This window comes from Phormidesmis priestleyi BC1401 (genome assembly GCF_001650195.1).
Taxonomy (GTDB): Bacteria; Cyanobacteriota; Cyanobacteriia; order Leptolyngbyales; family Leptolyngbyaceae; genus Phormidesmis_A; species Phormidesmis_A priestleyi_B.
Genome location: NZ_LXYR01000020.1, coordinates 68639 through 81230, shown reverse-complemented (window position 1 = coordinate 81230; position 12592 = coordinate 68639). Strand labels below are relative to the sequence as shown.

The 12592-nt window shown below is 49.7% G+C and carries 12 protein-coding genes, 1 tRNA gene and 1 pseudogene; 8 read left to right on the top strand and 6 right to left on the bottom strand.

Annotated features, from left to right (window positions below; translation table 11 throughout):
• The first annotated feature begins 237 nt into the window (after positions 1-237).
• Positions 238-684 (top strand): hypothetical protein, encoded by a 447-nt coding sequence (locus A8707_RS12770; RefSeq protein ID WP_156518530.1) that lies wholly within the window; start codon positions 238-240, stop codon positions 682-684.
• 138 nt (positions 685-822) lie between these two features.
• Here the strand turns inward: A8707_RS12770 and A8707_RS12765 are convergent, their stop codons facing one another.
• Positions 823-2646 (bottom strand): GAF domain-containing sensor histidine kinase, encoded by a 1824-nt coding sequence (locus A8707_RS12765; RefSeq protein WP_068817550.1) that lies wholly within the window; start codon positions 2644-2646, stop codon positions 823-825.
• 195 nt (positions 2647-2841) lie between these two features.
• A complete protein-coding gene (locus A8707_RS12755; protein WP_068817546.1) occupies positions 2842-3270 on the bottom strand; it encodes an NUDIX hydrolase in 429 nt (142 codons plus the stop codon).
• 104 nt (positions 3271-3374) lie between these two features.
• On the opposite strand from A8707_RS12755, the gene A8707_RS12750 reads away from it, so the two are divergent.
• Together A8707_RS12750 and A8707_RS12745 are read left to right on the top strand one after the other, a co-directional pair.
• On the top strand, positions 3375-4805 hold the full coding sequence (locus A8707_RS12750) for a phosphoglucomutase/phosphomannomutase family protein (protein WP_068817544.1): 1431 nt from the start codon (positions 3375-3377) through the stop codon (positions 4803-4805).
• 5 nt (positions 4806-4810) lie between these two features.
• Positions 4811-5056, top strand: coding sequence for a DUF1049 domain-containing protein (locus A8707_RS12745; RefSeq protein ID WP_068817542.1), 246 nt, complete (start codon positions 4811-4813; stop codon positions 5054-5056).
• Between the two features lie 5 nt (positions 5057-5061).
• On the opposite strand, the gene A8707_RS12740 is transcribed toward A8707_RS12745, so the two are convergent.
• The 3 genes from A8707_RS12740 to A8707_RS12730 all read right to left on the bottom strand — a co-directional run bounded on the left by A8707_RS12740 (position 5062) and on the right by A8707_RS12730 (position 8018).
• Entirely contained in the window at positions 5062-6075 is a 1014-nt protein-coding gene (locus tag A8707_RS12740; RefSeq protein ID WP_231948044.1) for a hypothetical protein, read from the bottom strand.
• A gap of 81 nt (positions 6076-6156) precedes the next feature.
• Positions 6157-7248 carry a hypothetical protein gene (locus A8707_RS12735; RefSeq protein WP_068817540.1) on the bottom strand — a complete coding sequence of 364 codons (1092 nt, stop codon included), beginning with the start codon at positions 7246-7248 and terminating at the stop codon, positions 6157-6159.
• A 98-nt stretch (positions 7249-7346) separates the two neighbouring features.
• Positions 7347-8018 carry an Npun_F0813 family protein gene (locus tag A8707_RS12730; RefSeq protein ID WP_068817538.1) on the bottom strand — a complete coding sequence of 224 codons (672 nt, stop codon included), beginning with the start codon at positions 8016-8018 and terminating at the stop codon, positions 7347-7349.
• A 370-nt stretch (positions 8019-8388) separates the two neighbouring features.
• Between A8707_RS12730 and A8707_RS12725 the strand changes: the two genes are divergently transcribed.
• The 5 genes and pseudogenes from A8707_RS12725 to A8707_RS26860 form a co-directional block, all read left to right on the top strand.
• A tRNA-Arg gene (locus A8707_RS12725) sits at positions 8389-8461 on the top strand.
• A gap of 189 nt (positions 8462-8650) precedes the next feature.
• Positions 8651-9259, top strand: a complete 609-nt coding sequence (locus tag A8707_RS12720) for a DedA family protein (RefSeq protein ID WP_068817536.1) — start codon at positions 8651-8653, stop codon at positions 9257-9259.
• 7 nt (positions 9260-9266) lie between these two features.
• The gene (locus A8707_RS12715; protein WP_068817534.1) at positions 9267-9887 is read left to right on the top strand and encodes a DedA family protein; all 621 of its coding nucleotides are present in this window, start codon (positions 9267-9269) and stop codon (positions 9885-9887) included.
• Positions 9884-11608 carry an ABC transporter ATP-binding protein gene (locus A8707_RS12710; RefSeq protein WP_068817533.1) on the top strand — a complete coding sequence of 575 codons (1725 nt, stop codon included), beginning with the start codon at positions 9884-9886 and terminating at the stop codon, positions 11606-11608. The genes A8707_RS12715 and A8707_RS12710 overlap by 4 nt, the downstream gene beginning before the upstream one ends.
• A gap of 26 nt (positions 11609-11634) precedes the next feature.
• Positions 11635-11997 (top strand): annotated as a pseudogene (locus tag A8707_RS26860) (methylmalonic aciduria and homocystinuria type D protein); the annotation flags it as partial.
• Between the two features lie 23 nt (positions 11998-12020).
• On the opposite strand, the gene A8707_RS29680 reads toward A8707_RS26860, so the two are convergent.
• Positions 12021-12467, bottom strand: coding sequence for a hypothetical protein (locus A8707_RS29680; RefSeq protein ID WP_231948043.1), 447 nt, complete (start codon positions 12465-12467; stop codon positions 12021-12023).
• Positions 12468-12592: the final 125 nt, after the last annotated feature.

The window sequence follows — 12592 nt, the reverse complement described above, 5'->3', positions numbered from 1 at the left end:
GTATTCGCAAGCAGTTGCGCGACTCGGACAACCTACGCGATGCGGTAGAATTTGTTCTTAAACAAGCTGCGTCCTAACCAATGTGGCAGTGGCTATACATCGGTAAGATATTCATATTCGTGAAGAGATAATCAAATTGGCGCGTGTTGTATCGATCGAGGAAACTTTTGCATCAAGATTGGTTCTTGAGTAAAGGAGTCGTCAGTATAAACACTTGACACACATCAGGGGATGCAGATGAAACTACTGAAATATTTCGACCTTAATCGACGTATATTCAAAACCAAGAGGCTCGATCGCCCAGAGATCACGGAGACTAAGAGCCACTTCATTCAGCAGTGGCTGTCTCCTGTTCCTGAAGTCAGCGTGAAACCTCGTGAGAATGTTTTGATGTCCCTCTGGGCAGCGTTTACTCAGCGGCAAGAGGGGCAGCTATCATTTGCCGATCAACTGCTGATGTATTTAGGCGTGCTGTTAGGCGTTTATTTTAGTGGCGTGATTCGTGCTCAAAGTTCTAAACCGACGTTTGTTCTCGCTGCCTTTATTGCGCTCTCGATCGTGCCTGCCGCTTTTGAGAAGTTGAGCATTAATCCCAAAGCGCCGCTGTTAGTAAAGTTTGGGTTATTTGTGCAAAATGGCGTATTTTGGGATGTCATGTTTCAAGCGATCGGGACTCGCCGCTAATCGTCTTGCCCCAAAGCCACGACCTGAGCAATCAACCGATCGACCAATCTGAATGGCTTTACCCACTAATCACTGGCTCCTGCTGCCAGACGGTGAGCTTTTTCTTCCTGAGAATCATCTGTCAGCAGCGCCAAAATCTTAATGCCCTGCGTTGCCGGATCTTCCTGTAATCGACGCTTGAGTGGGCAGATGCACTGTGAATTGGGAGCCGACCCCAACCATAGACTCTACTTCGATCGTGCCGTTGTGCAGTTCGATTAATTGTTTAGTCAGCGCGAGTCCCAGCCCCGTGCCTTCATATTTGCGGTGATAAGACGCGTCTAGCTGCCGAAACTTTTGAAACAAAAGCGGGATTTCTGCTCTAGAAATGCCAATTCCGGTGTCTTCAACTCGCAGAATTGCCGTCTCTTCGTTTGCCCAAACTCTCAGCGTCACACTGCCGTTTTCGGGCGTAAATTTGATGGCGTTGCTGAGGAGTTTGGTCAAGATTTGTTTGACTCGCTGCGGGTCGGCTGTGAAGCGATCGCAGCGCGATTCTTCCTCAAGCCCACTGCGTTTCGTCAATTCCTTACAAGAGTCTGCTCCTGAATTTAAGTCGAGATGAAGGGCTACCTTTTTCAGGTCGGATTCTTCTTGCAAAGAGTTTAGTGTCTGCCGTGCCAGTTGAAAGAGAGAAAACTCACGGATGTCTAACGCCGCTTTTCCGGTTTCAACGTGCGACAAATCTAGAATGTCGTTGATCAGCGCCAGCAAGTGTTCTCCGCGGCTCTGGATCGTTTGCAGATATTCTTGCTGTTTTTGCAGAGTTAGCACCCCTTTTACATCAGGCTGCATCAGTTGATGACGGATCAGCGTTGCCGCCATGCCGATAATCGCTGTGAGCGGCGATCGTAACTCGTGACTCATGGTAGATAAAAACTCTGTCTTAGCGCGATTTGCCGCCTGAGCGCTCGTCAGAGCATCACGAAGAGCTTGAGTTCGATCGATGAGTTGCTGTTCTAAACTTTGAATCTGTTGTTGCAATTGAGCACAGAACTTTGCCTGAGAGATCGCGATCGCTAAACGCTCCATAATCCTTTTCAGAAAGGCTTTCTCGCTCTCCTGCCAGAGACTTGGTTGAGAGCGATAGGCAATCAATAATCCCCACAATTCGTCTCGCACCATAATCGGAGTCACCAACTCGGCTTGCTCTTGATGGCTTAACCGATGCAAAAAATGAGCCGATGCGGAATGGGATTCGCGATCGTCCTTCCTCGATTCGTAGATAATGCCGTCTAGATTATGTGCAGTCTTTTGCCAGCTCAAAGACCCGTCAGGAGCTAGATCAACCCAACTCGACGGAGCCGGAATGTTGAACTGATAGATGATTAGCCGATCGACTTGCAGAAACTGCCGCACCTGATGAACTGCCGTTTCTAAAATCTCAGGCAACTCTAAACTGTGACGAATCAGCATTGTCACTTCATTTAACAAACGCTCTTGTTCGACCTGCTGCCACGAGTCTTCGATCGCGAAATCTTGAGCTGGGGTCAACCGCTCAACTAATCGCAGCGTAAACTGACTCTGACGCTCAGGGTCATTGGGCTGAAGAGACCATTTCACTTGCTTAACCTGCTGGAGTAAAGCCGATTTATCAGGCAAAAGGGGTTCTAAGTGAGTTAGAAAGATGGCAATCTCTCTCGGATCGAAGGTCAATCTAATCTGACACCAGTCGTTAGAAGGGGCAGAATGCGATCGAGCAGGCTTCTGCACTGCTTGACCTTTCAGAAGGGCGCTAAATCTCGAAGACACTACAACAACATAGCGATCGACTCGGCTTGCATCTGAGTTCGACGACGAAAGCACCTCCTCCGTCACAATGAGATCGTCAGGTTCGACCATCTGTTTGAGCAGATCGCCAACCTGTTGAAAAACAGTCCAAGGTAGGGTTTGAGATAAGCTTTGAGCCTGAGAGCTAGGCATATTTCCCGATCTGAACATGACAGAAATTAGGATGACTCCGCGAGAGAAGTTGCTGTCATTCTATCTACACGATGACTCAATTATTGGGGGCGACACGCTGTCTAATTTGAAGCTTTGCTTAAGTTTAGAGGTCGCTAGCAAGGAACTTTCTCAGTGTACGGTTTCTCAGGTTTTTATCCTGAAACGAGACAATTATCAGAGGTAGCTCAAGCAGATTTCAGGAACGAGGTGGAGTTCTTTAGATTGAAAGCGATCGCACTCGATCCATCGCACCACAAATTCTGTCTTCGTCTCAGTTCCAATAAATTTATCTAGCTGATAAAACTTAGAATCCACTAAGTCAGTTTGATAAATCTGAATCCATTCGTGTCCAGGTTTGCCCTCAAACACAAACAGATTTTCGCTAAATCCTAAATATTGAATATTGCATAATGCTGCCTGGATTTCTTCTTGAAACTCTCGCCTGAGCGCGTCTAAACTTGTCTCACCAAATTCAACGCCGCCGCCCAAGCAGCGATAGAAAAAACGTTGCTTAACCGAATCGTAGCCTTCAGCGACCAGGATGCGATCGCCATCACGAATCAATCCCAACACCAGCGCACGAACCTGCGGAAGTTGATTCATTTAGTTCAAGACCCTAAGAATGATCTCTGCCAGCTTCAAAAACTCACTGACAGTTTCCTGAAACGTGTCTAGTACCATAAAGCAAGGAATGAGAAGGGTGAACGATGAGTAGACATTCAAAAATTGAGTTTGGAACCGATGGCTGGCGCGGCATTATTGCTGACGACTTCACGTTTTCTAACGTTTGCAAAGTGACGCGAGCGATCGCCCGTTATCTAGACGTGACTTACTCAAAAGCTTGTCCGGTTCTCATTGGCTACGATACTCGATTTTTGGCAGATCAGTTTGCTCATACGTCAGCCGCAGTGTTAGCGGATCTCGGTTGGAGGGTGAAAATTGTCGATCGAGACTGTCCGACTCCGGTGATCGCCCATAGCGCTCGTCACCTCAACTCGGCGGGAGCGTTAATGTTTACCGCGAGTCATAACCCGGCTCCCTACTGTGGAATTAAATACATTCCCGATTATGCAGGTCCGGCGACGACTCAAATCACCGATGCCATTGTCGCCAATCTCGATCGCGCGTCGGATGCCCCTCCAAGCGGCAACTCGTCTGATAGAATTTCGACGTTTGACCCTAAACCCGCTTATTTAGCCGCAATCTACCGCATCTTGGATGTCGATCGAATTCGCAATGCCAAACTCAAGGTTAAATATGACGCGCTTTATTCGACTTCTCGTGGCTATCTCGATATCGTTTTGAATCACTGCGGCTGCGAAATCGAGAGTTTTCACACCTATCGCGACGTTTTATTTGGCGGCGGAATGCCCGAACCCAAAGGAGAACAACTGATAGGTCTCGTAGATGCCGTGCAGATCGATCAGGCAGATCTCGGACTCGCGACCGATGGAGACAGCGATCGCTTTGGCATTGTCGATGAGCAGGGCACAATTCTCACCCCAAATACTATTCTGCTGCTGTTGGCGCGGCACTTAATTAAAAACAAAGGCAAGCGAGGCGCGATCGTCCGCACGGTTGCCACGACTCGGCTGCTCGACAACTTTGCCGCAATCTATGGGTTAGAACTCTATGAGACCGCCGTTGGCTTTAAATATATTGGTGAAAAAATGCGGGAGACTCCGGTCCTGATCGGGGGTGAAGAATCTGGCGGGTTGAGCATTATCGGGCACATCCCTGAGAAAGACGGCATTCTAGCAGATATGCTGGTTGCTGAAGCGATCGCTTACGAGGGCAAACCTCTCAGCCAACTCGTGCAAGAGGTGATCGTCGAGGCAGACGGTCCGCTCTACAATCATCGCGTCGATTTGCGTCTCACCAATCCTCACAAAAAAGCCGTTTTAGACTCATTTACTCAAAGTCCGCCCACCCAAATAGCAGGACTCGCCGTTAAAGAAGTCGGTCGCAAAGACGGCATCAAACTCTATCTCGAAGAAGGAAGCTGGATTCTGCTGCGCCCGTCTGGCACAGAGCCACTAATCCGAGTCTACCTAGAAACAAATTCTCCCAGAAAAGTGGCTCAAATTGCTGAAGCAATGGAACGATCGATTCATCAACTAAAACCCGTTAATTCTTAAACTTTATGAAATCATTTGCAACGCTGATTACGTCACTGATTTTCACCGTCTGGATCGGAGCGATCGCCCTGATCTCGGTTCAAAATGCCACCCCTCTCTCGCTGCGGTTTCTTAGCTTTCAGCTTGTTGAGATGCCCTTTGGGTTAATTCTTGCTTTTAGTGCCGGGTTGGGGGTGACTGGAGCGGCGATCGCGCAACCGCTATTCGGTTCCTCCAGTTCTCAGCCTGATGACGACGATGACGATTTCTAAAACCGTCACCACGTATAAACCTGACCGTCAATCAGCAGCCGTGTAATGCCTTTAGCTTGCAGGTGAAGCGCAGCTTTCTGCAAAACACCACTATCGGGAATCTTGATCACGCGCTGAGTGCGAATATTAGAAAATCGCTTGGCAACGCGATGATTATCAAACACAGGCAGCGTCTTCTCTTGAGTCTCGTCAGACGGAATCTGCCCCAACTCACCAAACTCCCTGAGCGGACGAGCAACCAGTTCGGCAGCCCGATCGACCACCAAGTAACACGTTTTAGGAATCGATGCTTCAGCGAGAGGCAACACCCGAACAAACGACGCTGAGTTGAGTTGAAGAGACGGCAACAGAGAGCCACTCTCTCCATCGTCAAGGTCATCATCGAGATCGTCGTCGTCCAGTCCCTCCTCTAAATCATCGTCGAGATCATCGAGATCATCCTCTTCATCGTCCTCGTCTTCAAAGGTTGGAGATGCGGCAACGTCTTCTGACCTGGGAGCTAACTTCACCACCTTCTTCATAACAGGCGCAGTGGCAAGTTCCTCAACCACTTCAGAGATTTCCTCGATCGCGGCATCTGGCTCAGACTCAACCGACGGACGCTGGCGCGATCGGCGAATTGGGGCAGACACTACTCGTTCAGGAGTCGAATTTAAAGTAACCGAAGCCGCCAGAGGCATCAACTCAGGCTCAAGAACCTCTTCAACCACCGGGGGCATCTCAAGAATGCTGCCTTGCACCGGGATCTCATCTGACTTGCGAGAAGATCCCTCAGAATTGCGCGAGGCAAAACGCTTTTGCTGAATCAGACCTTCATATTCTTCGGCGGGCAAACTGCTTTTGAGAATCCGGCTGATGGTGGTATTGCTCACCCCATATTGATTTGCCAGAGTGAGCGTAGTCTCTCTAGGCTGACGATATAGCTCAACAATGTGGTTTTTGTCAGAATCAGACAGTTTGCGAGGAGTCATGCCATAGTCCATGAAAGGCGTTGAAGCGATCGCTGACCCAGAAGCCATTGGCTCACCAGTCAGCACCTCCCATTCTAAGTCTAAGCGCTGGCAAAAAGCGTGAAAGACGACTTTGCCTTACCCCCCTTTCTAAGCTCGTCTTCGTCCTCCAGCGCGACGAGAGCGACTGAGATCATATTCCAGGGCTGCACCAATGCCAAACAGCACCCCGCTCAGCACCCAGAAGATCTCCAGCAAGCCGCCACTCTGATAGTTTGCGAGCCGTGCTGTCGCATATTTAAACCACGTATCCGCGATATACAGCGAGAACGCCGCCGCCGCAATCATCCGCCAAGATTGTGAAAAGCGACCACCCCAAAAGGCGAGCAGCAGCGTCGTCGCTACAACCAAAATAAAGACATCCGCCATGACATAGAAATAATCTAAAAACAATTTGAGCGGGGCTAACGCATCTTCAACCGCAGATACCCAAGCCGGAGGAGGCGTTTTCTGTTCAGCCTCTATCTTGACAGGAGCTGCCGATCGTACCACCGGGACAGAGGGCACAGACTGAGGAGCGACGATCGCTTTGGGCGCGGCTTGAGAAGCCTGCACTTTAGAAGGTTGGGGACTCGCTTTCAAAGCGGCTTTAGTCGGTTTAACGGCGGGTTTTGCCGGAACCGTTTGGGCAGATGCGGATGCGATGCCAAAAATATCAGCGTTTGCAGTCTGTCCGGGAGAAATCGTCAGCCAGGTTGCGAACGCAATGCTGATCGCCGCAATTCCGGCAACGATGCCCCACTGCCAGATTTCTAGGTTGAGACGACGATCGGCAAACGCCATCACCATCCCCCATCCCAAAAACAGATACGTTGGGACATAAAAGAAATCGCCCGGTGACACGTCGGCAGTTCGCCCTAAAAAGGTCTCCCAAAAGGTAAACAGCACACCTCCCAAGAAATAGCACAGCATTCCCATCCCAATACCAAACCAGACTTTGCGACCACTGACGATTTGCGGGCTGCGCCAATTTCTAAAGCACAACAGAGCGGCGACCAAATAGGCAATTAGCTCAAAAATAGACGTGCCATAGGAGTACCAAAGCGGACGGTCTTGTCCAGGTTCAGCCACACTAAACAGCAGAAAAAATAATAGTGCCAGCACCGCCCAGATAATCTCCGTGAAGACGATCGCTTGTACAGAGAGAGACTTAGCGGCAGATTTGTCGATCGAGCTACTCATATCACAAAGAGGTACGGTTAGGGAAAAAACAGCGGCGAGCGGAGGGAATGGTGTATGTTACTGCACTCGCAGGCACTGGATGCCAAAGATTTTTGAAGCTAGTGCCACAAATTGCCATCGGGCGATCGCGCCATCCACGCCAAAAAGCGGCTACGCTCACCCGACGGCAAGTCTTGCAGCGCTTCGAGCGTCCGGGGAATGAAGGGAGATTTGCCAAAGTAGTTTCTGCCGATGCGGTGCAGATCTCGCAAGAGCATCGTCAAATGGGCTTCTTGCCAAGCTGGGGTTTGCAGACTGTCAAGCGGATTGACGGTCAAAAGTTGCTTGATGGCATCGAGCGACTCGGTTTGCGGAAATCGCCCTTGTCGAAACACATCAGCAATATCTTTTTGAAAGGTGACTGCCTGTTTGACTCCCATCAAGTCTTCAATGTCAATGTATATTGCTTGCAGCATCAGCAGACAAGCCTGGGTAAGCATGAGAGTCGTTGAGCCAGTCGCCTCATTCTCTTGAGTCTCGTGGGCTAACTGATCGAGCCGCACTCTGCCCCAAATGCTGTAGCGATCGGGTTCTTCTAATAAAACGCAAGCTTTGCCCTGATTATCGGTTAAATCACGCCACAGTGCCCGCGCCTGTTCTTCTTGGTTGGCATTAAACACACTGATCAGGCGAAAGGTCAGCCCCTGATAAGTGAGAATTGGAATCTTTTGATCTCGTTTGGGGTGTTGGATGCTGGAGATTTCCACATCCTGCCGTTTCAGAATGAACATAAAACAGCTAGTTATCTCCTATCGAGGTTAGAGGGCGGCGGGTTTGAGACATGAATGGGCGCAGGCTTTGATTCAAGACAGGCTCTCCGCTAGAATCTGAAGCGAAAAAGCTGTTAGAGGTGGGATTTTAAAAAAACCTTGTCTTGGAATTTTTATGATCACTACACTTCCTTTAAATTCCCTTTTTCTGGCTTTCAGTGTACACATAAGTCGGGGGAAACCTGGCTCATGTGTGATATTGAGACATTAGTTTGTGATTCTACCAGGCTATGAACGAGAACAAATCTGTCAGGAAACTCCCGCAGGCTCGTTAGAATTGTATAATGTCTAATCAGTGCGAAGATGAAAGTCTCAACTTCATTTGCAGCCGGGGCTCTTAGCTCAGTGGATAGAGCAACCGCCTTCTAAGCGGTCGGTCACTGGTTCGAGTCCAGTAGAGCCCGTTGTTAACAAGTTATTCAGCAAAACCCTAGAAAGATTCGTCGTCAAGCTTTTAGGGTAGGTCACTGACTCTAAAATGAGAGAAAGAATCGCGTCAGACCGTTAAGAAACTTAATAACGAAGCCCCTGGAAACTTATCGTTTCGCTGTGTAAAGGTAAGAGAGCTTTTATTCGCGAAGGGAAATCAGGCAATGGTTGAATGGATTACCAACACCATGAATGGGTTGGGCTATTGGGGTATCGGCTTATTGATGTTTTTAGAGAACCTTTTCCCCCCCATCCCGTCAGAGTTAATCATGCCATTGGCGGGGTTCACCGTTGCAAAGGGCGAAATGAACTTTCAGTATGCGGTTTTGGCAGGCGTGTTAGGAACCGTGTTAGGTGCATTGCCCTGGTATTATGCAGGCAAACTGGTGGGCGAAGAACGGCTGAAATCACTCGCCGATCGCTTCGGCAAGTGGGTAGGCATTTCTGGTAGAGACATCGACAAAGCTAATCGCTGGTTTTATCATCACGGCAACAAGGCGGTGTTGCTGGGTCGGCTGGTGCCTGGAATTAGAACGCTAATTTCTTTGCCAGCCGGAATCAGCGAGATGCGATTAGCGCCTTTTTTGGTTTACTCCACGATCGGCACCACGATTTGGGTGACTATACTAACTTATGCCGGATATTTATTAGGAGAGCACTACGATCGAGTCGATGACTATCTAGCGCCCGTCTCAAAGATTGTTTTGGTCGGTCTGATCGTGGCATTGATGATCTGGGTGGTGAGACGGAAGCAAACACAGCGCGTAGAGTGAGGAAACGATGAATTTTGATGCGGCTCACCTGGGACAGTGGCTTAAGGAAATTGGTCCGATCTCGGCTCATCTCGTGATATGGGCGATCATTTTTGCAGAATCTGGATTACTAATTGGGTTTTTCTTGCCGGGAGACAGTCTATTGTTTACGGCTGGATTTCTAGCCTCTCAAGACATTCTCAGCATTCAATATCTGACGCTGGGCTGCTTTGTGGCTGCTGTCTTGGGAGATAGCGTTGGTTATATGATGGGGAATCGATTTGGACGAAGCCTATTTCGACGAGAAGATTCTTGGCTGTTTCACAAAAAGCATTTAGTCTCTGCCCAAGGGTTTTATGAGAAATATGGCAAGAAGGCGATCGTGCTGGCGAGATTTGTGCCACTCGTTCGCACCTTTGCGCCGATCGTGGCAGGAATTGGAGCAATGAACTATCGCACGTTTCTGTTTTACAACGTCATCGGGGGATTGATCTGGACGTTTGGCGTGACGCTGTTGGGCTATTCTTTAGGAGCAGTGATTCCGGATGTCGATAAATATCTATTGCCGATTATTCTGATCATTATCGTCGTTTCGCTTCTGCCTTCTGTCTTTCACATCTACCAAGAACGCAAGTCCAGCCGCCATTGAAACACCGCTCTAACTATTGGCAACTCTCCACCTATGTTCGCCCTCAGTGGAAGCTCATTGCTCAGGCAATGGTTTGCACGCTGATGTTTACGGCTACGTGGCCTGTTTTGGCGTGGCTGGCGGGGCGAATGGCAGAGTTGATTGGCGCAGGAAAAGTGAGCGCGCTCGCCGAGCTAACCAGCTTTGCGGCGGTGGTTTGGGTTGGGCAAAAGATAGTGCAATATGGGCAAGACACCCTGATGGCAAAAGCGGCGCTGTCGATCGCGCTCCAACTCCGCAAACAAGCCTATGCTCATCTCCAACACCTGAGTCTCAGCTATTTTGAGACGATGCAAACCGGAGATCTGGCATATCGGCTGACTGAGGATGTCGATCGCATTGGCGAGGTGGTCAATAAGTTATTTCATGAGTTTGTGCCCAATGTGCTGCGCCTGATTGCGGTGCTGGGTTATATGATTTGGGTCAACTGGCGACTGACGCTGGCAACTCTGATCATCGCGCCGCTGCTGGCGGTGATTATTGGCTGGTTTGGAGAGCGACTGCGAAAGCTATCTCATCGCAGCCAAAGTCAGGTGTCTGATCTGTCAGGGCTGATTATTGAAATGTTGAGCGGCATTCGCTTGGTGCAGGCGTTTGCGGCAGAAGAATATGTCATCGATCGCTTCAGTCGTGAGGCAGAGCGCAATCGCCAAGCCCGCTATGCAATGGAGCGTCTCAGAGCCTCTCAGTATCCAGTAGTAGGATCGCTAGAAGCGTTGAGTATGCTGTCACTGTTGCTGTTAGGCGGCTGGCAAATTTCTCAAGGGCAGTTGACCGGAAGCGGATTTATTAGCTATGTCACTGCCGTTGCGCTGCTGTTTGAGCCGATCGCCACCATTACCAGCAGCTATAACGAGTTTAAGCAGGGAGAGGCATCGGTCGATCGGATTTTTGATCTGCTGCAACTGCAACCGACGATCGTCGAGAAGCCCAATGCGCCGATGCTTGCCCCAGTGATGGGAAAAGTCGAATTCGGTAATGTCACTTTTTCTTATCAGCCCGATCGTCCCGTTTTGCAAGACTTGAATCTGTTCGTTTTGCCCGGAGAAATGATCGCGCTTGTCGGGGCATCAGGAGCCGGAAAGACCACTCTGGTGAATCTGATTCCCCGATTTTATGATCCCCAAATAGGCGACATTTGGGTGGATGGTACGAATGTCCGGGATGTCTCACTTCGCAGTCTGCGGCGACAAATTGGGATCGTGCCGCAAGAAACGACGTTGTTTTCAGGCACGATCGCTGAAAATATTGCCTTTGGTCGACTTGATTTTGACTTAAATGCAGTCAAAGAAGCCGCTAAAATTGCCAACGCGCATCAGTTCATCAGTCAGCTTTCAGACGGCTATGATACCTGGGTTGGCGAGCGCGGCGTAAATTTGTCAGGCGGACAGCGACAGCGGTTGGCGATCGCACGTGCCGTGTTGCTCAACCCCCGAATTCTGATTCTCGACGAAGCCACATCCGCCCTTGATTCTGAATCTGAATCGCTTGTTCAGGAAGCCCTAGAGCGAATCATGCAGGGGCGCACCGTGTTTATCATTGCTCACCGTCTAGCTACTGTGCGGCGCGTCGATCGTATTTTAATCGTAGAGAAAGGTCGAGTCGTAGAATCCGGCACTCATTCTGAACTCATTGCTGAGGGAGGGCGCTATGCTCGATTCTATGCCCAGCAGTTTAGCTAGTGGCTACACTCTCGACTGGCTTCCCCATGCAATACTCCGTTCACGCGCCAAACCCATTTATTTGCAAAAACCTGCCTCGACTGTTGCCTGATTGGTCATTGCCTGTGCGATCGGTGCTAGTCGTCTTGCAGCCCTGCCCAGTAGAATTAATCCAATTTACGCCTGAAACCGATGCTCAAAAACAACAGCTTCGGCAGCGGTTCTTAAAATTTGGGCTGGCGATCGTCCACATTTTACGCCGAGCCGGATACTTGGCAGACTTGTTTGATCCCCGGACGGGTCATCCCCTCTTATCTCAGGCGGGAACGCTGCGGTTGGATGACGTAGCCGTTGTGCGGTCAACCCTGGGCTACTCTACGACCCACTTTGGCGACTGTTGCAGCATCTTACATCCCCATTGGGGAAGTGCCGTTTATCCCTCGATTTTGATTTCTTCAGCCGAGCCGAGCCAGGTCGAATCTGCGATCTCTGAAGTAGACGGCTTGCTAGAAACCCACCATTCTTTAAGCGGCTGCGGCAGTTTGACTGAATAGAGCGTCATCACCAGCGGTTCTTGCATCGCTTGTCCAATAATTTCGACACTATAAGACGGGCTGTTTTTCGTCGCCAAATCTACAATCAAGCGCTTGCCGATGCGTCGCCAACTGGGTTCTTTGCTGTGCCACTCGATGCGACAGCAGGGATAAGGAAGAGTGTCTCGATCGAACAATCGACAGCAAGCCCCGATTACCCGATAGCTAAAATGAGCACCCGGACTAAAAAAGACCTGTCCAGGTTTTAACGGGTGAGACATCAGAGAGCGTTGCCCTGAGCTTCGATCGTCGAGCCGATTTTTATTTTTCTGATTGGGAAAATTCACGACTGACTCAGGTGCGAACGGTTAAACGAGTGGCAGACAGAGAGACTTCAGGCTTAAAGTCTCCCACGTCTTTTCGATCCTAGAGCATGGCTTTCAAATCGGGGCAATTTCTAGAACAAACTTGA

Coding starts and splice junctions, on each gene's coding strand:
- A8707_RS12750 (WP_068817544.1), top strand. CDS start 3,375: ATGAGTAGACATTCAAAAATTGAGTTTGGAACCGATGGCTGGCGCGGC.
- A8707_RS12765 (WP_068817550.1), bottom strand. CDS start 2,646: ATGCCTAGCTCTCAGGCTCAAAGCTTATCTCAAACCCTACCTTGGACT.
- A8707_RS12745 (WP_068817542.1), top strand. CDS start 4,811: ATGAAATCATTTGCAACGCTGATTACGTCACTGATTTTCACCGTCTGG.
- A8707_RS12720 (WP_068817536.1), top strand. CDS start 8,651: ATGGTTGAATGGATTACCAACACCATGAATGGGTTGGGCTATTGGGGT.
- A8707_RS12770 (WP_156518530.1), top strand. CDS start 238: ATGAAACTACTGAAATATTTCGACCTTAATCGACGTATATTCAAAACC.
- A8707_RS12755 (WP_068817546.1), bottom strand. CDS start 3,270: ATGAATCAACTTCCGCAGGTTCGTGCGCTGGTGTTGGGATTGATTCGT.
- A8707_RS12735 (WP_068817540.1), bottom strand. CDS start 7,248: ATGAGTAGCTCGATCGACAAATCTGCCGCTAAGTCTCTCTCTGTACAA.
- A8707_RS12740 (WP_231948044.1), bottom strand. CDS start 6,075: ATGGCTTCTGGGTCAGCGATCGCTTCAACGCCTTTCATGGACTATGGC.
- A8707_RS12730 (WP_068817538.1), bottom strand. CDS start 8,018: ATGTTCATTCTGAAACGGCAGGATGTGGAAATCTCCAGCATCCAACAC.
- A8707_RS12715 (WP_068817534.1), top strand. CDS start 9,267: ATGAATTTTGATGCGGCTCACCTGGGACAGTGGCTTAAGGAAATTGGT.